Below are 24,882 nucleotides of genomic sequence, written 5' to 3' on the forward strand. Positions count from 1 at the left end.
TCTGGTGACGAAATCGGGGATTCGATGAAAGCTGCAAAACTTGCGACGCTGTTGGCGTCGTCGATGCTCTGTATGCTTGTCGCCGGCTGCGGCGGCGATGGCAGCGGCGCTGTCAATTCGACGCCCGCTCCGCCCTCGCCCCCTCCGGCGCCCCCGGCCGGCGCCAACACCACCCTGCTCGGCCCCTTGAAAAGCGAGAGCTTTGTCAACGACGCGGCGCAAGCCTCGCTCAGCGGATCGAGCGCGGGCACTTCGGGTTCGTACGGCGCCACGACGGCGACATTTGTCTACAACGCCGGAACCCAGTCCTATACGATGACGGTTCGCGGCGCAGCCCAGACATTTGGCCCCGCCAACATCGATGCTGCGCTGACCAACAGTGCAGAAACGGTCTATCTGATCAAATCGGGCAATACCACCGACAGCCTGACCGTGACCAACCCCGGCACCAGCGGCCGGTTTACCTACGAATATGTTGGCGCCGCCTTCTGGCAAAATGCCACGATCAACACGAGTTCGGGCAACGGCGGCCTTTATGCCGTGACTTATGGCGAGCCGACGCCGACTGCCGCCGTGCCGCTCAGCGGCGTGGGCACTTATGCGATCGACCTGATCGGTGCCTATGGAGCGGCGGCGATCAACCAGGTTTCGATCTATGCCATTACCGGACAGGGCCAGTTGGGCATCGATTTCGCAACCGGCAAGCTGGTCCTGGGCGGGAAGACCACCGGAGGCGCCATGTTCACCGGTTCGGGCACTTTGAGCAGTACCGGCAGTTTTACCGGTCCGCTCGACATCGATACGATTGGCTATGGACAGCTCGCAGGCCGACTCTATGGCCCCGGCGCGCAGGAAGTCGGGGGCAGTTTCTATCTCTCGAACAACAATGGCGACGCTGTAGGATCGGGGGTAATCATCGGTCGCAGCGAGACGGCATCCCCCCCGGCAACCAGCTTTGCCACGATCAATTCGCCGCAGTTCCAGACCGTTGCCAGTTCACGGCAATATACCGGAGGCACCGGAACCAGCGGGATTGACAGTCTGGAACTTGGCCTGGTCGGCGCGACGGGGCTCGCCACGATTTTGACCCCGGGATACTATCAGAGTTTGAATTTTTCCGGTCAGACCAGCGGCAACTCGATCGGCTCGGTTATTTCATCCCCCAATATGGCAGTCAGATTTGTCAATGTTGACGCCGCATCGCTGGTCAATCCAGACGCATATTCCAGTAATATAGCCCCTTATACGGCCCCTTATACCACCCAATATGTCTACGGTGCAGTCGCCAGTTCGTGGATCAACAGCAACCATCTCTATGACTATTTTCTGATCGGCATCGACACGCCGGTTTCCGCACTGCCGACAACCGGTTTTGCCGGATATGTGGTCGATTTCGACGGCGCCGTCGCCAATCAAAAGACCGGCATTCAGCCCACCGAGGTAACCGGCAGCGGCACGATCGGGATCAATTTTGGCAGCGGGCAGGTCACCACCAGCGGCGTCACGTCCATCGGCAATTTTTCCGGGACGGGAACACTGGCCTCCGGGACCAACTCGTTTACCGGCAGCCTGTCGGTCGGCGGCACCACCACCTATAGCGGCAGCATGCAAGGCAGTGTGTTCGGTCCGACAGCCAGTGAAGTGGGCGCGGTGTTCAACGCCACCGGCAGCGACGGCACCGATCTTGCCGGTTTGATGACCGGCACGACAAACAGCAGCATCGTCGACTCCAATGCGACTTTGGGATCGCTGAGCGCCCCGACCGCGTTGGCCACCAACGAATCCGCCTATGGCTTGCAGGAAAGCCTGGTCGAATCCGGTTCGACACAGATCGCCTATGACCCGGCCAGCAAGACCTACACCGTTTCGAGCACCAGCGCGGCCTATAACACCGGCCTGCCGGCGGCGAGCGCAGTGCTCGGCCCATCCAACGTGGACAGCGCCAACAGCAACGCGACATTCACCGCCTATAGCGGGCCCAATCTTGCCGCGCGCATTTTCAACACGGGTGCCGCCAATCCGGTGATCCAGTTGAGTTATGTCAGCTTTGCCCAAATCACGCAGACCGAACCAAACGGACCAAACGGCACGAGCTATCCCGTCGACCATTTCGAAGTGTTCGGTCTGCCGACCAGCAGCACCAATGCCCCGACGACAGGATCTGCAACGTATTCGGGTGTCGTCTATGGCAAGGGCTACGATCCCGCAGTGTCAAACGGCGATCTCGCGCTGGGCGGAACGGGCCAGTTGAGCGCCAATTTCGGCACGGGAGCCACGAGCACCACGCTCAATCTCAATGCGACTCCCGTAGGCGGCGGGACCGCGCAAAGTCTGGGCAGCTATACGTTCACCGGCACCACGTCCGGCGGTGCGTTCAGCGGCCAGACGCCCACGACCACGTCCGTCGCAACCGGCATCATCCAGGGCAATTTCTATGGCCCGACGGCGAGCGAAGTCGGCGCGGCGTTTACCATCAACCTGCCGTCCGCCAATGGCAACCCGGTCGGCGCAACCAATCTGGCCGGGGTATTCCTCGGCAAGAAGAACTGATCACATCAAAAACGTCTGCAGCGCCACGAAGCAGGCGCAATAGGCGAGCAGGAAATCGCGCACGTCCTGTGCGGTAAGGCGGCGCCAGTTGACCGGCGGCGAGCGGAGCGCAGCGCGTTCCATCGCCGCTTCGACTTCGGGTTCCCATCGCGGCATCGGCGCGCGCAAGCGGCTGCGCACGCGATCGGGCAACTGGCGGCGAAAGGCGTTGGGCTGGCCGGGGCGACCCGGCACGATGGCGGTCGTGCTCATGACCCCGGCTTAACGACTTGTTAACTATTTGGGCATCCCTCGCCCGACGCTATTTCAGACCCGTTCAGGAAAGGGACAACAGACCACCGGCCATGTCGAGCAGCAGCGCCCATTCTTCGGGCCGCACCGCCGAAACCGACAGCCGCGACAGGCGCAAAAGGTCCATCCCGGCAAGGTCCGGCGTGGCCTTGATCGTCGCCAAGGTGACCGGATGCGCCAGCCGCGCCACGGGGCGGACCTTGACGGCGGCCCATTTGCCTTCGGGATCGGTCGGATCGATCAGCCCGGGGACCGAAACCATCGCCACCGCGACGATCGCCTTGCCGATGTTGGAATGATAGAAAAACACGAGATCGCCTTCGCGCATTGTGCGCAGATTGCGTGCGGCAAGGTGATTGCGCACCCCGTCCCACGTCCCCTCGCCCTCGGCAACGAGATCGTCAAAGCTGTAGGCATCGGGCTCGGACTTCATCAGCCAAAGCTGTTTTCCGGTCACATCAGGATTGGCAAAAGGGGTCATGGTGCTCCACTAGGCATGCAAACTGATCACGGATTGTCGCATGTCGCCTGAAACGCCCGTTCTGCCAAGTCTCCCCGTCATCTCGCTGGCGCAGGATTCCAAAGCCCTGCCGGACGCACTCGGCGACAGCTTTGGCCGATTCGGCTTTGCCATGGTCGCCGATCACGGCATCGATCCGGCGCTGATCGCGCGGGCGTGGGAGCTGACGGAGGCGTTCTTTGCCCTGCCCGAGGCGGAAAAGCGGCGCAGCCATGTGCCCGGCACAGGCGGCGCGCGCGGCTATACTCCGTTTGGGACCGAAATCGCCAAAGGCGCGGACGTCCACGATCTCAAGGAATTCTGGCACATCGGGCGCGATCTGGCGCCGGGCCACCCGCTGGCGGACCGCATGCCGCCGAATCTGTGGCCCGACCGGCCGGGAGACTTTGCCGAAACGTTCCGCACGCTGTTTGCCGAATTCGACCGCGTCGGCGCGCAGATCCTGTCCTACCTTGCCGTCCGGCTCGGCCTGTCGGCGGACTGGTTCGCCCCGGCGATCGCCGACGGCAATTCGGTCCTGCGCCTGTTGCACTATCCGCCGATCGCCGATGCGCCCGAAGGGGCGATCCGCGCCGGCGCGCACGAAGACATCAATCTGATCACCCTGCTGCTCGGCGCGGAAGAAGCCGGGCTCGAACTGCTCACCCGCGACGGGCAGTGGATCGAAGTCACCCCGCCGCAAGGCGCGCTGGCGATCAACATCGGCGACATGCTGCAACGCCTGACCAACCATGTCCTGCCTTCGACAACGCACCGCGTGCGCAATCCGCGCGGTGATCGCGCGCGGTTCAGCAGGTATTCGATGCCGTTTTTCCTGCATTTGCGCAGCGATTTTGAAATCCGCACGCTGCCCGGCTGCATCAGCGCGGCCAATCCCGACCGCTATCCCGACCCGATCACGGCCGACGCCTATCTGCACCAGCGCCTGCGCGAGATCGGGCTGATCATGTAGCCGTGCCTGGCGTCACCAGATGTGAACGCGGCTTTCCGGCGGCAGGTAGAGCTTGGCCTCCGGCTTCACGTCAAACGCCGCAACCCATTCGTCCATGTTGCGCACGATGCCGTTGACGCGAAACGAGTCGGGGCTGTGCGGATCGCTCAGCACCTGGTTGCGCAAGGTCTCGTCGCGCACTTGCGCCTGCCAGCTTTGCGCATAGGACAGGAAAAAGCGCTGATCGCCGGTCATCCCGTCAAGCTCCACCGCTTCGCCATGACGGACCTGATAGCGGCGCCACGCGGCATAAGCCGCTTCGAGCCCGCCGAGGTCGGCCAGGTTTTCGCCCAGCGTCAGCGCGCCCTTGATATGCAGCCCGGGCAACGGTTCGTAGGCGTCGAACTGCTTGACCAGTGCATCGGCATGCGCCTTGAATTTGGCCGCGCTGGCCGCCGTCCACCAGTTCCTGAGCCGCCCCTGCCCGTCGAACTGACTCCCCTGGTCGTCGAAGGCGTGGCCCATTTCATGGCCGATGGTTGCGCCCGCCGCGCCATAATTGACCGCCGGGTCGGCGTTGGGATCAAAGAACGGCGGCTGCAATTCGGCGGCGGGAAAGGTGATCTGGTTGGTCTGCGGGTTGTAATAGGCGTTTACCGTCTGCGGGTTCATGTCCCACACCCCGCGATCGACCGGGCCGCCATAGCGCTTTACCTGCAGCGCCCACTGAAACCGCTGCATCTCGATCGCGTTGGCAAAGGCATCGCCGGTGGCATGGAAATCGCTGTAATCGATCGGCGTTTTGGGCCCGGCGACGCGCGCTTCAAACGCTGCCAGCTTGGCCAGTGCGGCGGCGCGGGTCGGTGCGTCCATCCAGGCGGCATGGGCGATGCGGTCGGCATAGGCGGCTTTGAGATCGTCGATCAGTTCCGCCATCTGCTTGTCGGCCTCGTCGGACCAATGTGTCTTGAGATAGATCTGCCCCACATCCTGCCCCAGCTCGCGGTTCAGGACATCGACGCCGCGTTTCCAGCGCGGGCGCTGCTGCGTCACCCCGCCCAGCACGCGACCGTAAAAATCGAAGTGCGCCTGATCGAACGCCGCCGGCAAATCGGGGGCCATGTCGCTGATCAGACGGAAGACCAGGTAATCCTTCCACAATTCAATCGGATCACGCGCAAGATGTTGCCCGATGGCGCGAACCGCGCTCGGCTCGCCCACCACGATCACTTTGGCCTGCGGCACACCGAGTCGGGCAAGCATCGCGTCCCAGGCGATGCCGGGGACAAAGGCGGCGAGCCTGGCCCGCGGCACCGGATTGTACGTCGCCTGCGGATCGCGCAGCCGCTCTGGCGCCCAGTCGGCTTTGGCCAGCGCGGTTTCCAGCGCCATGATCGCGCTTGCCCGCGTCGCCCCTTCGGACACGCCCGCCAGCGTGAAGATCTGCGCGATGTAATCGACATAGGCCTTGCGCACGGTGTCGTATTTTTCGCCGGGCTCCAGATAATAGTCGCGCGCCGGAAGACCGAGATCGCCCTGATCGGCGCCCAGCACATAGTGGCCGGGGTCTTTCGCATCGGGCCCGATCGAAAAACCGATCGCGCTGGCAAAGCCGGGCTCGGCCATCGTTTCCATCAAGTCCCGCCGCGTCTTGATCGCGGCAATGCGCGCAACCAGCGGCTGCAATCCGGCAACCCCGCGCGCCTCGATGCCCTTTTCGTCCATCCACGCGGCCCATACGGCAGCAATGCGTTGCGCCGTCGGGCTGTCGGGACGGGCCACCGCGTTTTCGGCGATCGCGCGCACGTCCTCGGCGACTTTGTCTTCGAGATCGTAGTTATAGCCAATGCGGGTCTTGTCAGGCGGGATCGAGGTGTGATCGGCCCAGTTCCCTTCCATATAGGCAAAGAAATCATCGCCCGGAACCAGATCGCGGTTCATGTTGCCGGTATCGAGGCCGAGGCTGCCATAGCGCGGCATATCGGCATCCCGGGCCTGATCCTGCGCCGCGAGCGGGGGCCCAATCAGTAAACAAAGCGGCAGCGAACAAAGCGGCAATGCCACGAGCGCAACGCGAGTCGCGCGGCGAAACCATCTGCTGGTCATCAAGCCTCCGTCGGAACCCGCGTCTTGAGGGGGCGCGCGAGTATCGTCGGGCCGCCCATAGCACGGCGCCTCAGGAAAACCAGTTTCAGCGGAAAAAGGGCATTACCCGCGATCGGCGAATTGGGCAGGCCGCCGCGCACGAAACGCATCGATCCCTTCGCGGAAATCATCCCCGGCAAAGGCCGTATCGAATGCGGCATCGAGCGCGCTATCATGCCCCAGCGGCGCGCGCGCCACCGCCTGCTTCAGCGCAGTCAGGCTCGACGGCGACAGCGCGGCCATGCCCTGCGCCAGCGCCATGGCCTCTGCCGCAGCGTCCCCGGCCGACACTTCGACCAGTCCGATCCGCGCAGCCTCGGCCGCATCGATCCGCGCGGCGGCATAAAGCAGGCGCGCGGCCTGCCCCGGCCCGATCAAGGCGACCAGCCGCGCGACATCTTCTTGCGGATAGGTGATCCCCAGCTTGGCCGGGGTCACCGCAAAGGCGGCGCGCGGCCCGGCTACGCGCACATCCGCCGCCAGCGCAAGCGCCACCCCGGCGCCGAAACAATCGCCGTCAATCGCGGCAATCACCGGCATGGGCAGCCGCGCCAGCGGTTCGAGCGCATCGCGCATGGCCTGACGAAACGGCGCGCGGCGACCCGCATCATCGGCAAGCGCGGCAATTTCGCGAATGTCGGAGCCCGAACAGAACATGCCCGGCGCTCCGCCGAGCACAACCACCGCGCGCGGCCCCGCCGCAGCAATCGCGGCAACCGCACCGGCCAACGCGTGCCACCCGGCCAGAGGCAGCGCGTTGCGGGTGGCAGGGGCGTCGAGCGTGATGGTGGCGATGCCATCGGTGATCTGGTGCGCAATCATGCCCGCCTCCTATCCGCCACACCGCGTCACAACAAGAGCGCGTCACAACAAGGCCGACTCGCGGCACTGGACCTTCGCCGTGCAAGCCTTATCCAACGGACATGGATACCCCGGCTTGTGCGCCCCGCCCCCATCTCGGCCTTGCCCCGGCGACGCTCGTCGCGCTGGGCATGATCATGTCGACCGATTCGCTGAAAACCGCGCCGACGGTCGCCATGAATGTCGCGCCGTCGCATTTCCTGTGGCTGTGGGTCGCAGGCGGGCTCGCTTCGCTGGTCGGCGCGCTGTCTTATGTCGAAATGGCCTGCGCCTTTCCCGATGCGGGCGGGGAATACAGCTTTCTGACGCGGGCATGGGGGGCGCGGCTTGGTGCGCTCTATGCCTGGTCGCGCTTTGCGGTGATGCATACCGGGTGGATCGCGCTGATGGCGCATCTGCTGGCCGATTATGCCGGTTCGGTCGTGCCGATGGGGCCGGTCGTGCATACGCTGTTTGCGCTGGCGGTGGTCGCCGTGCTGACCGGGATCAACTGCATTCACGTGCGGCTGGGATTCCTGACGCAAGCTTTGCTGGTGGCGCTCGTCGCGCTGGGCTTTGCGGCGGTGATCGTGGCGGGCTTTGTCGCCGCCCCGCCCCCTGCCCCGCCCCCTGCCCCGCCGCCTGCCCCACCCGGCCATCCCCATCTTGGTGTCGCGCTGATCTATGTGTTCCTCGCCTATGGCGGATGGAGCGACATGGCGACGCTGTCGGCGGAACTGCGCGCCGGGCGGCGCGGCATGGCGCTGGTCACGGTCGGCGCGATCATGCTGCTGATCGTGCTCTATGTCGCGCTCAACGCGGCGATGGCACATGGCCTGGGCATGGCCGCGCTGGCGCAGAGCAGCGCGCCGGGGGCCGATGTCGCACGCGCAGCCTTTGGCGCGCCGGGGGCATGGCTGGTCGTCGCGGTGGTAACCGTATCGGCGGTGGCCAGCATCAATTCGACTCTGATCGTCGGCGCGCGCGTGACCTGGGCGGCGGCGCGCGCCATCCCCGCGCTGCGCCCGATCGCCGGCTGGCATGCCACGCGCGGCACGCCGATCGGCGCGGTGCTTGCGGTCGGGGGGTTTTCGGCGCTGCTGACCGTGCTGGCCGGGCTTGCGGGCAATGGCTTTGGCGCGATGGTCGATTACATGACGCCGGTCTATTGGCTGTTCATCGCGCTCGGGATGGGCGCGGCGATCCGTCTGCGCCGGGGCCATGATGCATCGGCATTCCCGGTGCGCACGCCGCTGTTCCCGTTGTTTCCGCTGGCCTTTGGCGGCCTTGCGCTGGCCATGCTGTGGTCATCGCTGACCGAGCTCGGACCGGGGGCGCTGGCGGGTGCGGCCGTCATGGTGATCGGCATGGCGCTCGAACGCATTGCGGCGAGATGGTGAAGAAAGAAAGGGGAAACTGGTGGAGCCGAGGGGGATCGAACCCCTGACCTCTACAATGCCATTGTAGCGCTCTCCCAGCTGAGCTACGGCCCCACACTGTTTCCCGCAATCGCCCTGGGAGGCGATGCATCCGGCGGTGTACCCTGCCGGGAGCCGGGCCTTTAAGGGAGGCCCGACAGGCTGGCAAGACCAAAAATCGAGCCAGCGAAAATTTTAGGGCGCAGCGGAGAAGCTGCGCCCCGTATCACCCGTTCAGCTCTCTTCGTCGACGCCTTCGTGCCCTGGCACGCCCAGATCGTCGTCGCCGCCGAGATCGACGTCGTTGTCGGGCGAATCGCCGTCTTCGTCGATGTCGAGATCTTCATCGGCCAGATCGACGTCGGCAACGACGTCCACCTTTTCCTTCTGAATTTCGGCATAGGGAATCGGCTGCTTCGACTTCAGCACCGGATCCGGATGCCATGCATATCTGCACTCGACGCATGTGACCGGGTCATCTTTGCCCAGATCGTAAAAGCGGGTGCCACACTTGGGACAGCTGTGCTTGGCACCCCATTCCGGCTTGACCATGAAGTTTCCTCAAGTCCTTACCGCCACGGACATTCCGTAACGGTCGCGAATCGGCATGGGTCATGGGCGAGCGAAAGTGCGCTGGCAAGCCGCTCGTTTCCATGAAAGAGCCCGGCGCCTTGCCATAGGCGCGCGCCGCTGTCAAAAGCCGCGCGCATCTGCCCCCCTTTCATGATCCAGCGGAAAGGCTCTTTCGTGTCAGCTTCCCCGATGTCTGCCCCCCTGCCCCGCCGGTTTGTCGGCACGGGGCCGCTCACCGGGCGAATCCGCGTACCGGGGGACAAGTCGATCAGCCACCGCTCGATCATGCTCGGCGCGCTGACCGTGGGCGAAACGCGCGTGACCGGCCTGCTCGAAGGCGAGGACGTGCTGTCGACCGCCGCGGCGATGCGTGCGATGGGCGCCACGATCGAGCGCCAGGCCAATGGCGACTGGCTGGTTGCGGGCGTGGGCGTCGGCGGGCTGCTGCAACCGGCGGGCGCGCTCGACATGGGCAATTCGGGCACATCGACGCGCCTGCTGATGGGTCTCGTGGCCAGCCATGCGATCACCACCTGCTTTATCGGCGATGCCAGCCTGTCAAAGCGGCCGATGGGCCGGGTGATCACGCCACTTGGCGACATGGGCGCAACTTTCACCACCTATCCCGGCGGCCGCCTGCCGCTGATCGTGACGGGAACCGATACCCCGGTGCCGATCACCTATCGCCTGCCGGTCGCCTCCGCGCAGGTCAAAAGCGCCGTTTTGCTCGCCGGACTCAATACGCCGGGCGTGATCACGGTGATCGAGCCGGTGCCGACGCGCGATCATTCCGAGCGCATGCTGCGCGGCTTTGGCGCAGAGCTGTCGGTGGACATCGAAGCCGACGGGACGCGAATCATCCGCCTGACCGGGCAACCCGAATTGCGCCCGCAACGGATCGTCGTGCCGGGCGATCCGTCGTCGGCGGCCTTCTTCGTCGTCGCCGCGCTGATCGTGCCGGGGTCCGACCTCGTGATCGAAAACGTCGGGCTTAACCCGACGCGCGCCGCGCTGTTCGACGTCCTGCGCCTGATGGGCGGGCACATCGTCGAAATGGACCGGCGCGAAGTCGGCGGCGAGCCGGTGGCCGACCTGCATGTCAGGGCAAGCGCGCTTCACGGCATCGTCGTCGATCCGGCCGTGGTGCCGAGCATGGTCGATGAATTCCCCGTGCTGTTCGTCGCCGCCGCGCTCGCCCATGGCCGCACGGTGACATCGGGCCTTGAAGAACTGCGCGTCAAGGAATCCGACCGCATCGCCGCGATGCGCGCCGCGCTGACGCTCGCCGGTGCGCGCGTCGAGGAAACCCCCGATGGCCTGATCATCGACGGCAGCGGCGGAAAACCCCTCTCCGGCAGCGGAAACGACGCCATCGCCACCCATCTCGACCACCGCATCGCCATGGCCATGGCGATCGCCGGGCTGGCCAGCGAAAACGGCGTGACAGTCGACGACACTCGCCCGATCGCGACCAGCTTTCCGGCCTTCGAACGCCTGCTCGCCGACGTGAGCGCGGCATGATCATCGCCGTCGACGGCCCGACCGCATCGGGCAAAGGCACGATCGCGCGCGCGCTCGCGGCGCATTTCGGCGTGCCCCACCTCGATACCGGGCTGCTCTATCGCGCCGTCGGACGGCAAGTCGCGCTGAACCATGGCGATCCGGACAACGCTGCCGACGCGCTCGCTGCGACGGCCTTTCCCGACAGCCTGCTGGCCGATCCGGTTTTGCGCAGCGAGGCCACCGGGGCGCTCGCCAGCCGCGTCTCCGTCCATCCCGAAGTGCGCGCCGCGCTGCTCGCCCGCCAGCGCGACTTTGCCGACCAACCCGGCGGCGCCGTGCTCGACGGGCGCGACATCGCCACGGTCATCGCGCCTCACGCCGACGCCAAGCTTTACATCACCGCCAGCGTCGCCGCCCGCGCGCTGCGCCGGTTCCTCGAAATGCGCAAACGCGGCGAAGATGTCCGCCGCGAGGCGATCGAGGCCGACCTCGCCGCGCGTGATGCCCGCGACAGCACGCGCAGCGCCGCCCCCTTGCGCCGGGACGAAGGCGCCGCCTTGCTCGATACATCAGCCTTAACCCCCGAGGCCGCGATCGCAGCCGCCATCGCCCTCGTCCGCAAACAGAGCCAATCCTGAAGGTTAACCTCCGCAAATATGCGGATGCGGGGCTTGCCGGACTGAAACCCGGGTGGGTGCAGTCGTCCTTTCGTCATGTGGTAAACGCCGGGGCATGTCGTCCGGGGCGCTACGAAAGGCAAGACGCGATGGACCAGACCGCCGACATCTTTGCCGGCAAACGCCGCGCGCCGCGCGTCGGCTTTGAATTGCCGGTTCGCTGCAAGCATGGGCTGACGCGGTTTACCGCCATGCTCAAGGACATGACACGCTTCGGCGCGCGAATCGAAGGGATCGATGCCACCGAAGTCGGCGAAGCGATCACGCTGCTTTTGCCGGGACAGGCCGCGCGCATGGCCTTTGTCGTGTGGATCAACGGCAAGACGTCGGGGCTCGAATTCGGCGACCCGCTGGCGCCCGAGATGTTCGATACGCTGATCGGCGATTATGCCATCGGCCATGCACCGCAACCGGCCCCGCCCCCGCGCCCCATCCGCGCCGCAGCCTGACGCCAATCACCTGCCCGCAAATCAATTGACCGCTTGCATTCCCCGGCAGGTTCGCTAAGGGCCACCGCTTCCCAGCCGCACGCGGCAGGGTTGCCGAAGAAAGCCGGAGGGGCCCCGCAATCCCGCGGACAAGCCAGCGATCGGTTCCATTGATAAAGGACGCGACGGTCATGCCGCTCTACGAGCATGTCTTTCTCGCGCGTCAGGATCTGAGCCAGGCTCAGGTCGACGCGCTCGCCGCCACTGCCACCGAGATCATCGAGACCAACCAGGGCAAAGTCGTCAAGGTTGAAACCTGGGGTCTGCGCCCGCTGGCATACAAGATCCAGAAGAACCGCAAGGCGCATTTCGTGCTGATCAACATCGACGCCCCCGCCGGCGTCGTGGCCGAGCTGGAACGCCAGACCGCGATCAACGAAGACATCATCCGTTTTCTCACCGTGCGCGTGGACGAGCTCGAATCGGGCCCCTCGGTGATGATGCGCAAGAACGACCGCGAACGCAGCCGTCGTCGCGAACGCGAAGGGGAATAAGCAATGGCTCGTCCGTTTTTCCGCCGCCGCAAGAGCTGCCCGTTCTCGGGCAAGAACGCTCCGAAGATCGACTACAAGGATGTGCGCCTGCTTCAGGGTTTCATGTCCGAACGTGGCAAGATCGTCCCCAGCCGCATCACTGCGGTTTCGGCCAAGAAGCAGCGCGAACTGAGCCAGGCGATCAAGCGCGCCCGGCACATCGGCCTGCTTCCCTACATCGTCAAGTAAGGAGCGCCAGACATGCAGATCATCCTGCTCGAGCGCATCGAAAAGCTGGGCACCATCGGCGACGAAGTGAACGTCAAGGACGGTTACGCGCGCAATTTCCTGCTGCCCAACAAAAAGGCGCTGCGCGCCAACGCCGCCAATCGCAAGATCTTTGAAGCAAACCGCGCCAAGATCGAATCCGACAACGCGCATCGCCGCGAAGAAGCCCAGACCGAAGCCGGCAATGTCGAAGGCAAGGAAGTGGTGCTGATCCGCGCCGCGTCCAACGCCGGCCAGCTTTATGGCTCGGTCTCGGTCCGCGACATCTCCGACGGCCTGATCGCCCAAGGGTGCAAGGTGACCAAGTCGATGATCGTGCTCGAACGCCCGATCAAGACCATCGGCGTCTTCGACGTGCGCGTTTCGCTGCACCCCGAAGTGTCGGTCACGGTCAAGGCCAACGTCGCGCGCTCGCCCGACGAAGCCGAACTGCAGTCGAAGGGCGTCGACGTGATCGACGCCATGTTCGACACCGAAGTCGGCGGCTTCACCGAAGCCTATGACCCGAATGCCGAACCGGGCGAAATCCCGTCGGACCTGCTCGACGAGGGCGAAGCGCAAGCTGAAGCCTGATCGACGGCAAAAGATCCGAAGAAGAGGGGCGCTTCCGCAAGGAGGCGCCCCTTTTTCGTTGGACCCTTTTCGTTGAAACTGCGGCGCCTTACGAGTCGAGCAAACGCTTCTTGAACAGCGCCTTGATCAGCCTGTCTTCGAGAATGCGCCCCGCGACATAAAGCGCGGCGAAGATCCCCGCAAAGACATAGGCGGGCGTGGGCGACGGTTTCCTGTCGTGCTTGTCCTCACCATCTTTTCCGGCGCCATCTTTTCCGGGCTTTTCGGGCGCGGGCGCGCCCAGCGCCTTGTCGATCGGGTTCTGCTGGACATCTGCCGCTTTGGCTGCGGGCTTTTGCGATCTTTCTTCGGCTGACGGTTTCTGGTGCGCGTTGATCGCGATGGTCACCTGAGCAAGGCCCAGAAACAGCAATGGCGCCAGAAAGCAGAACAACAAGGCGCGGCTGGCCAGGCGATAGCGCAGCACCAGTCCGCCCATGCCGTTTTCGATTCTCAGGACGCCGCCGTCGAAGACGGACATCTTGTCCTGCGCCGCCTGGTCCTTCTTGCGGAACACCAGCGCACCGCCGCTCCGCTCGCGGCTGGTGCCGGGCAGGCGAAACAACGGGTCGAGCCGGTCGAAGGCATCATCGCCCGTTTGCCCGGGCGCAAGCGCCAGACTGCCTTCAACGTGCCAGATCCAGTCGATGAAGCGCAAGTTCACGCGATTTCCTTTAGGCGAAGCGTTTTCGATACCGCCCCCGGCCATGACGGACGGAGCGGTCCCCGTCATTCGGCCGGCACCGCCGCCGTTCGGCCAAACCGTTCCCTGAGCGTCTTCCAGCCCTCGGTGAAGGGATAGGTCATCTGTTCGCGGATCGACATGCGGCGCCCGCCTTCCATGCCCAACAGTTCCGCTTCGCCATCGATGCAGGTGCCGAACATGCGGTCGATGAAGATGTACGACCCGGAATAGTTGCTCCGGGTGGCTTCAAAGTCCTGCGAATGATGGAGGCTGTGATGTTCGGTGGTGTTGAACAGGAACCGCCACCATTTCGGCGAATTGAAGCGGACATTGATATGCTGGTACGTCCCGATCGCCAGGCCGAACGTGCCCGCCATCAAGGCGGCGCGCGGCAGAAAGTCGAAAAAGCCGCCGATACCGAGCCCGATCAGAAAGAGTTCGACCGGATTGCCGACCGCCCCCTTGTTGACGTTCAACTGCGTTATGTAGTGGTGCACCGAATGGGGCAGCCACAGCGGATACCAGTTATGCATCCCGCGATGCATCCAATATTGCCCGAAATCGAAAAGGAACGAGATCAGGAACGCCTGCACCAGCAACGGCAAGCCGGTGAACCACGCAAGCTTGTCCCAATGGAACTGGTGCTGGACCGCTTTGACCACGGTGTCGCTGCCGATGTAGCTGTCGACAAGGCGAAGAAGCGTATAGGTCAGCCCGACATAGAACAAGTCGGTGGTCAGCTCCTTCCAGGTCAGGCGCCAGCTTGCGTAGCGCGGGTTCACCCATTCGAGCCCCAGCAGCAGCACTTTGAAGCCGATGCCGATGCCGATCGCGGTCGAGGCCTTGGCGATGGAATTGGGCGCATAGTACCAGAACGCGAGCAGCGCGAACAGCATCGTGGGCTGGAACCAGGTAAAGAAGGCCTGCTTCACCGGGCCGCCTTCGACTTTGGGGATGTTTTCCCAGCCCACAATGACCGGCGCCTGGGTTCCGATCACCCTGTTGCCTACGCGAATGCCGTCCATCTTGCCCCCGGGATATGCAAATATCCGCCCCAGCATGTCCGAAATCCCGCCGCAGCGTCATACGCCATCGGGCGTACATGATTTCCGCGCAGGACGGGGTGCCGTATGACAGCGCGTGTTGGCGTTTGCGTCCGGGTGCCTGTATCTGCTTCAACCCGTATCTGGTTCGACATGCCGCGTGAATCGCCGCAGCAGGAGAGTGACATGACGCAAGCCCGCACGATCGGACAGTCCCCTTTGACCACGCCGCCGCTGATCCTGGGCGGCAATGTGTTTGGCTGGACGGCGGATCGCGCGACGAGCTTTGCCGTGCTCGATGCCTTTGTTGCCGGTGGGGGCACGATGATCGATACGGCGGATGTCTATTCCGCATGGGTTCCGGGGCATGTCGGCGGCGAATCCGAGACGGTGATCGGCGAATGGCTGCGCCATCGCGGGCGGCGCGACGATGTCATGATCACCACCAAAGTCGGGATGCTGCCGATCGGCGAAGGCACCGGGCTGGCGCCCGCGCATATCGCGGCGGCGATCGAGGGCTCGCTGCGGCGGCTGGGGACCGATTACATCGACCTCTATCTGGCGCATCGCGACGATGACACGCAAGATCAGGGCGCCGTCGCTGAAGCTTTTGACGCATTGGTCAAGGCGGGCAAAGTGCGCGAGATCGGTGCGTCGAACTTTACCGCCGAGCGGCTGGGCAGCGCGATCGCCGCGCAGGACAAAGGCGCGTTCGCCCGCTATCAGGCGCTGCAAAACGAATACAACCTGTTGCAGCGCAATGCCTATGAAGGCGCGGTGCAGGATTTCTGCGTTGCGCACGGGATCGGCATGACGCCCTATTACGGGCTCGCCAGCGGATACCTGACAGGCAAATATCGCACGACGGCCGATCTGACCGGGGTCCGCAGCGGATCGGTGAAAAAATATGTCGATGGCAACGGCCCGCGCGTGCTCGCCGCGCTTGATGCCGTAGCGGCGGCGCATGGGGCAAGTCTGGCCCAGGTCGCGCTCGCCTGGATCGCCGCACAGCCGGGGATTGCCGCCCCGATCGCCAGCGCCACGAGCGTCGCGCAAGTCGAGGACTTGCTGGGCTCGATCCGGCTGACGCTGACCGCTGACGATCTGGCCGCGCTCGATCTGGCGAGCGCACAGTAAACGCCTGATCGGGGCGCGACACCACTTGCAGGCGCCATGGTGCGCTGCCACAACGCGCACCGTTCCGACATCGATCGATCACAGCGTAAAGGGGTGGCTTTCGTGAGCTACGAATATAGCAGCAGCAGCCAGAACTTTACTTTTCCCAACCCGCTGCGCGAACATAACCTGTTTGTCGGTGCGGCGGCGGCGGTCGCCGGGCTGACCGGATTTGTCCTGCTGTTTCAGGCGCGCACGGCGCTGCATACCGGCGCGCGTGTCGAAGCGGTGGCAGCGGCAGCGGTGGCCTTCCTGCTGGTCATGGTCGGCGGATACCTGATGTTTCAGCTGTTCAGCCAATTGCGGTTCTTTTTCGGGCGCGGGCGTCCGCAAGGCCTCGCCCCGCAGTTGCAGCCCGACCAGACCGGCACGAGCAAGGCCGCCGAAGCCACGATCAAGGAAACCTTGCGCCAACAGGCTCTGGAATATCCCGAGCCGGGCGATCCCTTGTCGAGCCTGCTCTATTCGCTGATCCCCGACCTGATCTATTCGCCGCGTCCGGTGCGCGCTTTTGCCGAGCGGCAGTTTCAGGCCGGCATCCTGACCATGGCGCTGCTGGCGGGTCTGCTGGTTTCGGCGATCCTGGGCGGCGGCGAAGGCGGCGGGCGCGTGTCGGGGTGGGTCGCGATCATCCTCTTCGTCATTTCCGCGCCGAGCCTGCTCAACCCCAAGGCCGGGGCCCGCGACGGGCTGGGCGCCGAGATCGGCATCAATGTCCTGTCGGTGCCCAAGATGGCCGGGCTGATCGCCTTTTCCGTGCTCGGCCCGGTGGCGATCGCGATGGTCGGCAATGCGCTGCCCAATCCGCCGTTCGGGATCGGCGCGACCACGCTGCTGCTGCTGCTCGTGCTGGCGGGCGTGTTGCATGGGCTGTTCTTTGCCGCGGTGGTGCGCCATCGCAGCCCGGCGCCGTCGACGGCGGTGACGATGATCCAGGATACCTGGAACATCTCGGTCAATCCTGCGCTCGTCTCCGCCGAATTCATGCGCGCGATGCAGGACGGCTGGTGGGAAAAGATCCCCAATCGCCGCTATTGCCGCATCGATCCGGTGGTCAATCTGCAGGAACGGTCCGGCCAGTTTTCCGGCAGCATCGTCGAAGAGACGCAGCCCGTGCCGTTCGTCATCGATGGAAAGGGTGGCGACCGTCCGTTTGCTTCGGGCAATCCGATGATCATCAATCTGATCAACGGCTATGCCCTGCTGCTGACCGTGATCGCCTCGATCGCGAGTTTCATGCTGGTCGGCGCGCTGACCGGCGGCGGCGCGGGTATCGGGTCGCTGGTGGCCTGTACCTTGTTCGTCTGGGCGCTGGCCAAGGCGGCGTTCGATGTGGCGCGGTTTCTGCGCCTGCGCTTCGATTTCCGATCGGACGTGATCTGGATGGACATGAACGGCACGTATGCCGCCGCCGAAGTCGCGCAGGGCAACCGCTATACCTCGAACCTCCATTCGAGCAGCCAGGTCGTGCAGATCGAAGGCATGACATTCCGCCTGTGGGCCGCCGAAGTGCATACCGTCGCCTTTGGCAAGGATGGCGCGCGCTATATCCTGTCGATGCTGGGCAAGCCCGATCTGGCCGCCGCGCTCGCGAAGCGGTTGAAGGATTTCATCACCAGCCAGGCGACACTCGTCTCCGTCGGCAGCAGCGGCGATCAGGAACGCGCGCAACGCACCGGCATGATGAATGCCCAGCTCAATTTCGGCAACGCGCCGATGCCGTTCGACCGCATCGCGCCGCACACCGAAAGCGACGGGCAGTAAAGCAATCCTTCAAGCCTTTGTGCTTAAACCCCCGGAGCAAAGCTGCGGGGGGGGCGACCAGAATGGCCATGGTAACGGGACTGTCGGGCAACGAGATCTATTGCCTTGCGCTCAAGGATTACGCGCCGGGCGAAGTGGTCGTCGGCAACAGCGTCAATTCGATGGGCTTTCTGGGGGGGATCGCCTCGGGCTTCAGGGGCGTGCTGGGCGGCGAGATCGAGCCGATTTCGCAGGCTGTCGAGGCCGGACGTCAGGCCGCATTCGACCGCATGGTCGGCGAAGCACGCGCCGCCGGAGCGGCAGGCGTGACCGGGGTGACCGGCGAGCTCAGGGATTTTGCCGGCAATACCGAGTTTCTGTTTGTCGGATCGGCAGTCATGGCGGGCGAAGGCCCCTGCGATCAGCCGTTCTTTTCCAGCGCGGGCAGCGCGCAGGAACTCTATTGCAATATCGACGCCGGCTATCGCCCGATCAGCCACGTGTTCGGCAATGTCGCCTACAGCATCGGCGTCGGCGGGGGGATCATCGGCTCGCTAAAGACCATGGTGCGCGGCGAGATCACCGAATATTCCGACATTTTCAACCACACCCGCCATCTCGCGCTCGATCGCATCACCGCGCAGGCGCGCGCATGCGGCGCCAATGCCGTGATCGGCATCGAAACCCGCATCATGATCTGGCACGGCGCGCACGAAATGGTGATGACCGGCACGGCGGCCCACAATCCCGTCCTGCCCGCTGCACCCGGCGGCCTGCCGGTGACGAGCGACCTGACCGCCGAAGAGCTGTGGGCGATGACGCAGCTGGGCGTCGCGCCGATCAAGCTGCTGATCGCCGCTTCGGTCTATTCGCTGGGCATTGCCGGCGGGTTCAAGGCAATGATCAAGGCCTTTACCCAGGGCGAGATCAGCGATCTGACCACACTGGTCCATGACGCGCGCGAATCCGCGATCGGTCGGCTGAAACGCGAAGCCGACGCGCTGGGCGCGGACGATGTCGTGGGCGTGAAGACCTACATCGCCGAAATCGGCAACGGGCTGATCGAATTTCTCGCCGTGGGGACGGCGGTGCGGCGCCAGGCCGGGGTCGCGGTGACGACGCAACACTTGCCTGCACAAGCGATCATCGCCGACCGCGATACCTGGATCGAGGACTCGCTCGGATTTCAGCTCAACCGCAAAAGCTGAACCCGATCAACGCCCCGCAGGCACCAGGTCGAGCGGCGAATGGCCCAGAGCGACCAGGCGCTGCGCCTGCTTCCAGTCGGCGGAAAGCCATTCGTCCCAATGGGCGCTCGGCAGGATCAGCGGCAGGCTGACAATCTGCCCGAGCGAGCCTTCGGTGGTCAGAATGGCAAAGCTGGGCACTTCGGAATCGCGCCAGATCCCGGCAAAGGCAAGAATCGGGCGGCCCGGCGCGACCAGCCAGGTCGCCCGCCCGTCGCGCGTTGCGCAAAACGACGTGGCGGGGACGAGGCAGCGGAATTGGGTATGGCGCAAAGTGCCGATCCAGAACGGGCTTTCCAGATTGCGCACATGCGTCACGACCTGAACCCCGCGCGGCGGCGGCGGAACGCCCCATTGCCGGGGCACCAGTCGGCGCCCGCGATCCTGGCGCACGACCACGGGTGCATAGCCGCCGGGCACCACCGCCCCGCCCTGCCACGCGTCCTTGCCGGGGTCCGCATCCAGCGCCGCGCCGATTTCGGCAGCGCTCGCATCGAGGCGATAGGGATGAACCACGCTCAGCCGAGGCGCAGGCCGAGCTCGGCGAGCAATTGCGCCGCCTGATCGCGCGAAATCACCGCGCCGCGAAACAATCCGGCATCGACCAGCCGCAATCCGCCCAGATCCGCGCTGCGCAGATCCGCCTTGTCAAAACGGGCCCCTGCCAGATTCGCATCGCGCAGGCTGCATCCATCGAGAACGGTTTCGCGAAAATCGGCCTTGCGCAGATCGGCCTGCGCAAAATCAACCCGGCGCAGCGTCTGCTTGCGAAACGACCAGCCCGGCATTTTCGTCGCCGTCAGCAGGCATTCTTCAAACCGCACATCGATCGCGGTGGCATCGGACAAGTCCGCCCCCGTCAGCTTGCAGCCGGTAAACGCGGCGCCTGCCAGCCGCGCCATGCGCAAGGCGGCATTGTTGAAATCGCAGGACATCAGCACCGCGTCGGTCAGATCCGCGCCGACACAATCGGCCTGCGCCGCGCGGCACGATTGCCAATGCGTCGCCTCCAGCCGCGTGCCCGACAAGCGCGCGCGCCGCATATCGCAGCGTTCGAAGCGCCACCCGGTCAGATCGAGGCCCGACAGATCCACCTCGCCCAGATCGCAATCGATCAGATGTGCCGGTCCGAAGGCAAGCGCAATCATGTCGGCACGAACCAGCGTCTGCCCGGTGAATGTCCGATGGAGGGCAAAGTTACTCATCCCCCTGCCCTATGCGCCGCGCGGCCGTCGCGCAATGAGGCTTGGCGATCCGGGGCAAGGCCCGCTAGCAAGGGGCAAACCCGCCCGAGGAGCCCTGCCATGCCCCGTCGTCTTGCTGCCGCCCTGCTTGTAGCCCTGCCGCTGATGGCAACGACGGCCCAGGCCAAACCCGTCGACCGCGTGACGATCACTCGCGACGAATGGGGGATCGCGCATATTCATGGCAAGACCGACGCCGACGCGGTCTACGGCATGGTCTATGCGCAGGCCGAGGACGACTTTCCCCGGATCGAGCGCAATTACCTGACCAATCTCGGGCGATTGGCCGAAGCGGAAGGGGAAAGCGCGATCTGGCAGGATTTGCGCCAGCGCCTGTTCATCGATCCGGCGCGGTTGCAGGCCGATTACGCGAAAAGCCCGGTGTGGCTGCGCGCGCTGATGCAGGCATGGGCGGCGGGGCTCAATGCCTATCTCGCCGATCATCCCGACGTGAAGCCCAAAGTGCTGACCCGGTTCGAGCCGTGGATGGCGCTGTCGTTTACCGAAGGCAGTATCGGCGGAGACATCGAGCGGGTGCCGCTGTCGCAATTGCGCGCGTTTTACGAACAGCGTCAGGTGGCGATGACCGCGATGGAGCGCGGCCTGGTCTGGCGCGAACCGGCAGGATCGAACGGCATCGCGATTGCCCCGGCCAAGACCGAAGGCGGCCATGCACTCTTGCTGATCAACCCGCATACCAGCTTTTTCTTCCGCTCCGAATTGCAGATGACCAGCGATCAGGGGCTCGATGCCTATGGCGCGGTGACTTGGGGGCAATTCTTTGTCTATCAGGGATTTAACGCCCATGTCGGATGGATGCACACGTCGAGCGGGGTCGACAATGTCGACGAATTTGCCGAAACGCTCGTCGACACGCCGACCGGCGGCAAGGGCTATCGCTATGGCGGGCAGATCCGCCCGCTGGCGCAAGGCAAAGTCACGCTGCGCTATGCGCGGGGCGACGGATCTTTCGGCACGCGGACATTCGGCACCTGGGCCAGCCATCACGGGCCGATCGTGCGCGAAGAAGGCGGCAAATGGATCGCCTTTGCCTTGATGAACCGGCCCGTTCCCGCGCTCGAACAAAGCTTTCTTCGCACAAAGACGCACGATCTGGCGTCGTTTCTCAAAGTGGCGGATTTGCGCGCCAACAGTTCGAACAACACGCTGTTTGCCGACGACAAGGGCGAAATCGCCTATCTCCACCCGCAATTCGTGCCGATCCGCAACCCCCGCTTCGATTACACCCGGCCCGTCGACGGCAGCGACCCGGCGACCGACTGGAAGGGGTTGCACGCGCTGGCCGATCTGCCGAGCGTGCTCAATCCCAAAAACGGCTGGGCCTACAACAGCAACGACGCGCCCTGGCATGCCGCCGGGCCCGACAGCCCGGTCAAGGCCGCCTATCCGGCCTATATGGACGAAATCGGCGACAATCCGCGCGGGCCCCATGCAATACGCGTGCTCGGCGACCGGCGCAATTTCACGCTCGATCGGCTGATTTCCGCCGCCTATGATCCCTGGCTGCCCGCATTCGAGCATCTCTTGCCGCCGCTGTTCACCGCCGCCGGGGCCGAGCCGGGCAATGCCGAACGACAGGCGGCGATTGCCCTGCTCAAAGGATGGAATCATCGCTGGGCCATCGATTCCACTGCGACCACGCTGGCGGTCAACTGGGGCGAGGCGCTGTGGGCGAAACGCGGCGAGAATCCCGATCCCGAAGATGACAGCGCCTCGGTGTGGGACTGGATGGAACACCGCGCCACCCCTGCGCAACGCCTTGCCGCGCTCGATCAGGCGATGGCCCGGCTCAAGGCCGATTTCGGCGACTGGCGCGTGCCATGGGGTGCCATCAACCGCTATCAACGCAATGACGGCGCGATCGAACAAGTGTTTGACGATGCCAGGGCGTCGACGCCGATCCCCTTTGCCAGCGCGCGCTGGGGCTCGCTCGCCTCGTTTGGCGCGCGACGCTATCCGGGAACGACGCGGTATTACGGCACCAGCGGCAACAGCTTTGTCGCCGCCGTCGAATTCGGCCCCCACGTCACCGCCCGCGCCGTCAGCATCGGCGGCGAAAGCGGCCACCCGGCCTCGCCCCATTTTGCCGATCAGGTCGATCGCTATGCCGCAGGCGATCTGCGGCCGGTGCATTTCCAGCCCAAAGACCTCGCCGGGCACACGGCATCGCGCGAGGTTCTGACAAGACGCTGATCGGCCCCGCCTTGCCATGTGCATTGCTATGCGCCTTTCCACCGTCACCAAACGGCGATAGCCTGCGCCGCATGGACAAACATGACGAAACGATTGCCGCCACGCTTGCCGAACTGACCCGGCTTCACGACAGCGCCGTGGCCACATTGCGCGCCGACATTGCCGCCTTTGCCGCCGACGGCACGGTGCCGCCCGCCAGCCGGCGCGACGACGGGTCCTATGCCTATCCCGAATTGCGCATCGATCTTGCGCTCGATCCCGACAATGTCTCGACCGGGCGCGCGTTCGGACGGCTGACGCAGCGGGGGATCTATACGACCACGGTCACCCGGCCCGCGCTGTTTGCCGATTATCTGGCCGAACAACTGCGCCTGATTCTCGAAGACTACGACGTTACCGTCACCGTCCATCCCTCGGATCAGGAAATCCCCTTTCCTTATGTACTCGACGGCGCGTTCGGCGCGGAAATCGGCGTGGTCCGGCCGCAGGATCTGGCGCGGCATTTCCCTTCGACCGAACTGGCCGCGATCGGCGACGAAATTGCCGATGCCGAATATATCGTCGGCGACGGGCCGATGCCGCTGTCGCTGTTCGACGGATTGCGCACCGATTTCAGCCTCGCCCGGCTGGCGCATTACACCGGCACGCGTGCAGAGGATTTTCAGCGCTATATCCTGTTCACCAATTATCATCGCTATGTCGATGAATTCGTCGATTGGGCCGGGCGTCAGCTCGATGGCACCCGGTTTGTTGCGCTGACCGGCGCGGGCGGGCTGTCGATCGATACCGCGACCGACGATGCGCGCGCGCGGCTGTCGGAGACGGCATGGCGCCGCCACCAGATGCCCGCCTATCACCTGGTCGCGCCCGACCGTTCGGGAATCACGCTCGTCAACATCGGGGTCGGCCCGTCCAATGCCAAGACGATCTGCGATCACCTCGCCGTGTTGCGGCCCGAGGCCTGGCTGATGATCGGCCATTGCGGTGGCCTGCGTCCCACGCAGCAGATCGGCGACTATGTGCTGGCCCATGCCTATCTGCGCGACGATCACGTGCTCGATCCGGTCTTGCCGCCCGAAATCCCGATCCCGGCGATCGCCGAAGTGCAAGTCGCGCTGCAGACTGCGGCGGAACGGATCAGCGGCATCGGCGGCACCGATCTGAAGCGCCGGATGCGCACCGGCACCGTGGTCACCACCGACGACCGTAACTGGGAACTGCGCTATTCGCATTCGGCGCGTCGGCTGAACCTGTCGCGCGCGGTCGGGATCGACATGGAATCGGCGACCATCGCCGCGCAAGGCTATCGCTTTCGCGTGCCCTATGGAACGCTGCTGTGCGTTTCGGACAAGCCGCTGCACGGCGAGATCAAGCTGCCGGGCCAGGCCAACCGCTTTTACGAAGAAGCGATCGCCGCACACCTCGCCATCGGCACGACGACCTGCGAATTGCTGCGCCAACAGGGCGCCCGCCTCCATTCGCGCAAACTGCGCGCGTTTAACGAACCGCCTTTCCGCTAAAGCAGGGCAGGCGGCCGGTAACGAACCGCCTTTCCGCTAAAGCAGGGCAGGCGGCCGGTAACGAACCGCCTTTCCGCTAAAGCAGATTAACGCGAGGCGCTGGCCAGATGCGGGCGGTGCGCGGGTGAAAAGACTTCGGCGCCGATCGTGTCGAGCGCGAGCCGATAGCTTTTCACCACCAGCGCAAAGACCGCAGGATCGATGCCGCGCCCGGTAATCACGTCCCAGGTCACATTGACCGAACGGTCGGGCGCGACAGTGACCGCGCCAAAGCGGTTGTCGCGCACGAAGGCGGCTGCGGCGACCGCGTCAAACGGCTTTTCGGGCATGAAACTGGCGTTGAACTGCAACGACTGACACGCGGCATGGGTGATCTCGTTGCAGTCGTAAAACACGATCTGCGTCGTCCAGCCGCCAATGCTCGCCTGAATCAGCGGATCGCCGCTTTCGTCATGGGTCAGCACGGCATTGTGCCCGCTCGCCTTGAGCGCGGCAACCACGCCCGCCGGCTCGGTCGCGCTGACCGCTTCGAACGGCTCGGCCAAGGCCGGGGTGGAAAGTGTCACAGCCGCCAGTCCGGCGCAAAGCGCAAACGGAATTGTGGCTTTGGCAATCGGAGCGAGCACCGATTTCATGGTCAGACATCCTCAGGGTATATTTTTTATATGCCCGGAGCGTCTCACAAACGAAGCATGGCGGCA

General features: G+C 64.6%; 24 protein-coding genes and 1 tRNA gene. 14 read left to right on the forward strand and 11 right to left on the reverse strand.

Features of this window, described 5'->3' with window-relative positions; genetic code table 11:
• Window positions 1–63: 63 nt before the first annotated feature.
• Window positions 64–2,550: a beta strand repeat-containing protein gene (locus AQZ50_RS16590; protein WP_156427411.1), complete on the forward strand. Its 2,487-nt coding sequence runs from the start codon at window positions 64–66 to the stop codon at window positions 2,548–2,550.
• On the opposite strand, the gene AQZ50_RS16595 is transcribed toward AQZ50_RS16590, so the two are convergent.
• Together AQZ50_RS16595 and AQZ50_RS16600 are read right to left on the reverse strand one after the other, a co-directional pair.
• Window positions 2,551–2,802, reverse strand: a complete 252-nt coding sequence (locus AQZ50_RS16595; protein WP_067747933.1) for a hypothetical protein — start codon at window positions 2,800–2,802, stop codon at window positions 2,551–2,553.
• Between the two features lie 64 nt (window positions 2,803–2,866).
• The gene (locus tag AQZ50_RS16600; RefSeq protein ID WP_067747935.1) at window positions 2,867–3,322 is read right to left on the reverse strand and encodes an EVE domain-containing protein; all 456 of its coding nucleotides are present in this window, start codon (window positions 3,320–3,322) and stop codon (window positions 2,867–2,869) included.
• A gap of 40 nt (window positions 3,323–3,362) precedes the next feature.
• Between AQZ50_RS16600 and AQZ50_RS16605 the strand changes: the two genes are divergently transcribed.
• Window positions 3,363–4,313, forward strand: coding sequence for an isopenicillin N synthase family dioxygenase (locus AQZ50_RS16605; protein WP_067747937.1), 951 nt, complete (start codon window positions 3,363–3,365; stop codon window positions 4,311–4,313).
• A gap of 12 nt (window positions 4,314–4,325) precedes the next feature.
• Here the strand turns inward: AQZ50_RS16605 and AQZ50_RS16610 are convergent, their stop codons facing one another.
• On the reverse strand, window positions 4,326–6,398 hold the full coding sequence (locus AQZ50_RS16610) for a M13 family metallopeptidase (RefSeq protein WP_067748031.1): 2,073 nt from the start codon (window positions 6,396–6,398) through the stop codon (window positions 4,326–4,328).
• A 102-nt stretch (window positions 6,399–6,500) separates the two neighbouring features.
• Window positions 6,501–7,259: an enoyl-CoA hydratase/isomerase family protein gene (locus AQZ50_RS16615; protein WP_067747938.1), complete on the reverse strand. Its 759-nt coding sequence runs from the start codon at window positions 7,257–7,259 to the stop codon at window positions 6,501–6,503.
• 101 nt (window positions 7,260–7,360) lie between these two features.
• Between AQZ50_RS16615 and AQZ50_RS16620 the strand changes: the two genes are divergently transcribed.
• The gene (locus tag AQZ50_RS16620) at window positions 7,361–8,677 is read left to right on the forward strand and encodes an APC family permease (protein ID WP_067747940.1); all 1,317 of its coding nucleotides are present in this window, start codon (window positions 7,361–7,363) and stop codon (window positions 8,675–8,677) included.
• 17 nt (window positions 8,678–8,694) lie between these two features.
• On the opposite strand, the gene AQZ50_RS16625 is transcribed toward AQZ50_RS16620, so the two are convergent.
• Window positions 8,695–8,770 (reverse strand) — tRNA-Ala (locus AQZ50_RS16625).
• Between the two features lie 159 nt (window positions 8,771–8,929).
• The gene (locus AQZ50_RS16630) at window positions 8,930–9,247 is read right to left on the reverse strand and encodes an FYDLN acid domain-containing protein (RefSeq protein WP_067747942.1); all 318 of its coding nucleotides are present in this window, start codon (window positions 9,245–9,247) and stop codon (window positions 8,930–8,932) included.
• A 171-nt stretch (window positions 9,248–9,418) separates the two neighbouring features.
• Here AQZ50_RS16630 and aroA point away from each other — a divergent pair, with 171 nt between their 5' ends.
• From aroA to rplI, 6 genes are all read left to right on the forward strand, one after another.
• A complete protein-coding gene (aroA, locus tag AQZ50_RS16635; protein WP_369801433.1) occupies window positions 9,419–10,789 on the forward strand; it encodes a 3-phosphoshikimate 1-carboxyvinyltransferase in 1,371 nt (456 codons plus the stop codon).
• Window positions 10,786–11,409, forward strand: a complete 624-nt coding sequence (locus AQZ50_RS16640) for a (d)CMP kinase (protein ID WP_067747946.1) — start codon at window positions 10,786–10,788, stop codon at window positions 11,407–11,409. Before aroA ends, AQZ50_RS16640 begins: the two co-directional genes overlap by 4 nt.
• 128 nt (window positions 11,410–11,537) lie before the next feature.
• The gene (locus AQZ50_RS16645; RefSeq protein WP_067747948.1) at window positions 11,538–11,897 is read left to right on the forward strand and encodes a PilZ domain-containing protein; all 360 of its coding nucleotides are present in this window, start codon (window positions 11,538–11,540) and stop codon (window positions 11,895–11,897) included.
• A 170-nt stretch (window positions 11,898–12,067) separates the two neighbouring features.
• Window positions 12,068–12,430: a 30S ribosomal protein S6 gene (rpsF, locus tag AQZ50_RS16650; protein ID WP_067747949.1), complete on the forward strand. Its 363-nt coding sequence runs from the start codon at window positions 12,068–12,070 to the stop codon at window positions 12,428–12,430.
• Between the two features lie 3 nt (window positions 12,431–12,433).
• Entirely contained in the window at window positions 12,434–12,658 is a 225-nt protein-coding gene (gene rpsR, locus AQZ50_RS16655; protein ID WP_011445073.1) for a 30S ribosomal protein S18, read from the forward strand.
• A gap of 12 nt (window positions 12,659–12,670) precedes the next feature.
• Window positions 12,671–13,270 carry a 50S ribosomal protein L9 gene (gene rplI, locus AQZ50_RS16660; protein WP_067747951.1) on the forward strand — a complete coding sequence of 200 codons (600 nt, stop codon included), beginning with the start codon at window positions 12,671–12,673 and terminating at the stop codon, window positions 13,268–13,270.
• 88 nt (window positions 13,271–13,358) lie between these two features.
• On the opposite strand, the gene AQZ50_RS16665 is transcribed toward rplI, so the two are convergent.
• Together AQZ50_RS16665 and AQZ50_RS16670 are read right to left on the reverse strand one after the other, a co-directional pair.
• Window positions 13,359–13,973 (reverse strand): hypothetical protein, encoded by a 615-nt coding sequence (locus AQZ50_RS16665; RefSeq protein WP_067748033.1) that lies wholly within the window; start codon window positions 13,971–13,973, stop codon window positions 13,359–13,361.
• A gap of 65 nt (window positions 13,974–14,038) precedes the next feature.
• Complete coding sequence (locus AQZ50_RS16670; protein ID WP_067748035.1) at window positions 14,039–15,019, reverse strand: sterol desaturase family protein; 981 nt, start codon at window positions 15,017–15,019, stop codon at window positions 14,039–14,041.
• A gap of 204 nt (window positions 15,020–15,223) precedes the next feature.
• Between AQZ50_RS16670 and AQZ50_RS16675 the strand changes: the two genes are divergently transcribed.
• From AQZ50_RS16675 to AQZ50_RS16685, 3 genes are all read left to right on the forward strand, one after another.
• On the forward strand, window positions 15,224–16,174 hold the full coding sequence (locus tag AQZ50_RS16675; RefSeq protein ID WP_067747953.1) for an aldo/keto reductase: 951 nt from the start codon (window positions 15,224–15,226) through the stop codon (window positions 16,172–16,174).
• 102 nt (window positions 16,175–16,276) lie between these two features.
• Entirely contained in the window at window positions 16,277–17,977 is a 1,701-nt protein-coding gene (locus AQZ50_RS16680; RefSeq protein ID WP_156427412.1) for a hypothetical protein, read from the forward strand.
• Window positions 17,978–18,039: 62 nt separating this feature from the next.
• Entirely contained in the window at window positions 18,040–19,164 is a 1,125-nt protein-coding gene (locus tag AQZ50_RS16685; RefSeq protein ID WP_067747956.1) for a heavy metal-binding domain-containing protein, read from the forward strand.
• Between the two features lie 6 nt (window positions 19,165–19,170).
• Here the strand turns inward: AQZ50_RS16685 and AQZ50_RS16690 are convergent, their stop codons facing one another.
• Window positions 19,171–19,719 carry an SOS response-associated peptidase family protein gene (locus AQZ50_RS16690; RefSeq protein ID WP_067747958.1) on the reverse strand — a complete coding sequence of 183 codons (549 nt, stop codon included), beginning with the start codon at window positions 19,717–19,719 and terminating at the stop codon, window positions 19,171–19,173.
• A 2-nt stretch (window positions 19,720–19,721) separates the two neighbouring features.
• Window positions 19,722–20,408 carry a pentapeptide repeat-containing protein gene (locus AQZ50_RS16695; RefSeq protein WP_067747960.1) on the reverse strand — a complete coding sequence of 229 codons (687 nt, stop codon included), beginning with the start codon at window positions 20,406–20,408 and terminating at the stop codon, window positions 19,722–19,724.
• Window positions 20,409–20,507: 99 nt separating this feature from the next.
• Between AQZ50_RS16695 and AQZ50_RS16700 the strand changes: the two genes are divergently transcribed.
• Together AQZ50_RS16700 and AQZ50_RS16705 are read left to right on the forward strand one after the other, a co-directional pair.
• Window positions 20,508–22,661: a penicillin acylase family protein gene (locus AQZ50_RS16700; protein ID WP_067747962.1), complete on the forward strand. Its 2,154-nt coding sequence runs from the start codon at window positions 20,508–20,510 to the stop codon at window positions 22,659–22,661.
• 71 nt (window positions 22,662–22,732) lie between these two features.
• Window positions 22,733–24,181: an AMP nucleosidase gene (locus tag AQZ50_RS16705; RefSeq protein ID WP_067747964.1), complete on the forward strand. Its 1,449-nt coding sequence runs from the start codon at window positions 22,733–22,735 to the stop codon at window positions 24,179–24,181.
• A gap of 86 nt (window positions 24,182–24,267) precedes the next feature.
• On the opposite strand, the gene AQZ50_RS16710 is transcribed toward AQZ50_RS16705, so the two are convergent.
• Entirely contained in the window at window positions 24,268–24,816 is a 549-nt protein-coding gene (locus AQZ50_RS16710; RefSeq protein WP_067747966.1) for a YbjN domain-containing protein, read from the reverse strand.
• Window positions 24,817–24,882 lie beyond the last annotated feature (66 nt).

It is taken from the genome of Novosphingobium sp. Fuku2-ISO-50, assembly GCF_001519055.1.
GTDB lineage: Bacteria > Pseudomonadota > Alphaproteobacteria > Sphingomonadales > Sphingomonadaceae > Novosphingobium.

Bases quoted from the DNA above. Each gene is read 5' to 3' on its own strand.
- AQZ50_RS16590 (WP_156427411.1), top strand. From the start codon at position 64: ATGCTCTGTATGCTTGTCGCCGGCTGCGGCGGCGATGGCAGCGGCGCT.
- AQZ50_RS16595 (WP_067747933.1), bottom strand. From the start codon at position 2,802: ATGAGCACGACCGCCATCGTGCCGGGTCGCCCCGGCCAGCCCAACGCC.
- AQZ50_RS16600 (WP_067747935.1), bottom strand. From the start codon at position 3,322: ATGACCCCTTTTGCCAATCCTGATGTGACCGGAAAACAGCTTTGGCTG.
- AQZ50_RS16605 (WP_067747937.1), top strand. From the start codon at position 3,363: ATGTCGCCTGAAACGCCCGTTCTGCCAAGTCTCCCCGTCATCTCGCTG.
- AQZ50_RS16610 (WP_067748031.1), bottom strand. From the start codon at position 6,398: ATGACCAGCAGATGGTTTCGCCGCGCGACTCGCGTTGCGCTCGTGGCA.
- AQZ50_RS16615 (WP_067747938.1), bottom strand. From the start codon at position 7,259: ATGATTGCGCACCAGATCACCGATGGCATCGCCACCATCACGCTCGAC.
- AQZ50_RS16620 (WP_067747940.1), top strand. From the start codon at position 7,361: ATGGATACCCCGGCTTGTGCGCCCCGCCCCCATCTCGGCCTTGCCCCG.
- AQZ50_RS16630 (WP_067747942.1), bottom strand. From the start codon at position 9,247: ATGGTCAAGCCGGAATGGGGTGCCAAGCACAGCTGTCCCAAGTGTGGC.
- aroA (WP_369801433.1), top strand. From the start codon at position 9,419: ATGATCCAGCGGAAAGGCTCTTTCGTGTCAGCTTCCCCGATGTCTGCC.
- AQZ50_RS16640 (WP_067747946.1), top strand. From the start codon at position 10,786: ATGATCATCGCCGTCGACGGCCCGACCGCATCGGGCAAAGGCACGATC.
- AQZ50_RS16645 (WP_067747948.1), top strand. From the start codon at position 11,538: ATGGACCAGACCGCCGACATCTTTGCCGGCAAACGCCGCGCGCCGCGC.
- rpsF (WP_067747949.1), top strand. From the start codon at position 12,068: ATGCCGCTCTACGAGCATGTCTTTCTCGCGCGTCAGGATCTGAGCCAG.
- rpsR (WP_011445073.1), top strand. From the start codon at position 12,434: ATGGCTCGTCCGTTTTTCCGCCGCCGCAAGAGCTGCCCGTTCTCGGGC.
- rplI (WP_067747951.1), top strand. From the start codon at position 12,671: ATGCAGATCATCCTGCTCGAGCGCATCGAAAAGCTGGGCACCATCGGC.
- AQZ50_RS16670 (WP_067748035.1), bottom strand. From the start codon at position 15,019: ATGGACGGCATTCGCGTAGGCAACAGGGTGATCGGAACCCAGGCGCCG.
- AQZ50_RS16675 (WP_067747953.1), top strand. From the start codon at position 15,224: ATGACGCAAGCCCGCACGATCGGACAGTCCCCTTTGACCACGCCGCCG.
- AQZ50_RS16685 (WP_067747956.1), top strand. From the start codon at position 18,040: ATGGCCATGGTAACGGGACTGTCGGGCAACGAGATCTATTGCCTTGCG.
- AQZ50_RS16695 (WP_067747960.1), bottom strand. From the start codon at position 20,408: ATGAGTAACTTTGCCCTCCATCGGACATTCACCGGGCAGACGCTGGTT.
- AQZ50_RS16700 (WP_067747962.1), top strand. From the start codon at position 20,508: ATGCCCCGTCGTCTTGCTGCCGCCCTGCTTGTAGCCCTGCCGCTGATG.
- AQZ50_RS16705 (WP_067747964.1), top strand. From the start codon at position 22,733: ATGGACAAACATGACGAAACGATTGCCGCCACGCTTGCCGAACTGACC.
- AQZ50_RS16710 (WP_067747966.1), bottom strand. From the start codon at position 24,816: ATGAAATCGGTGCTCGCTCCGATTGCCAAAGCCACAATTCCGTTTGCG.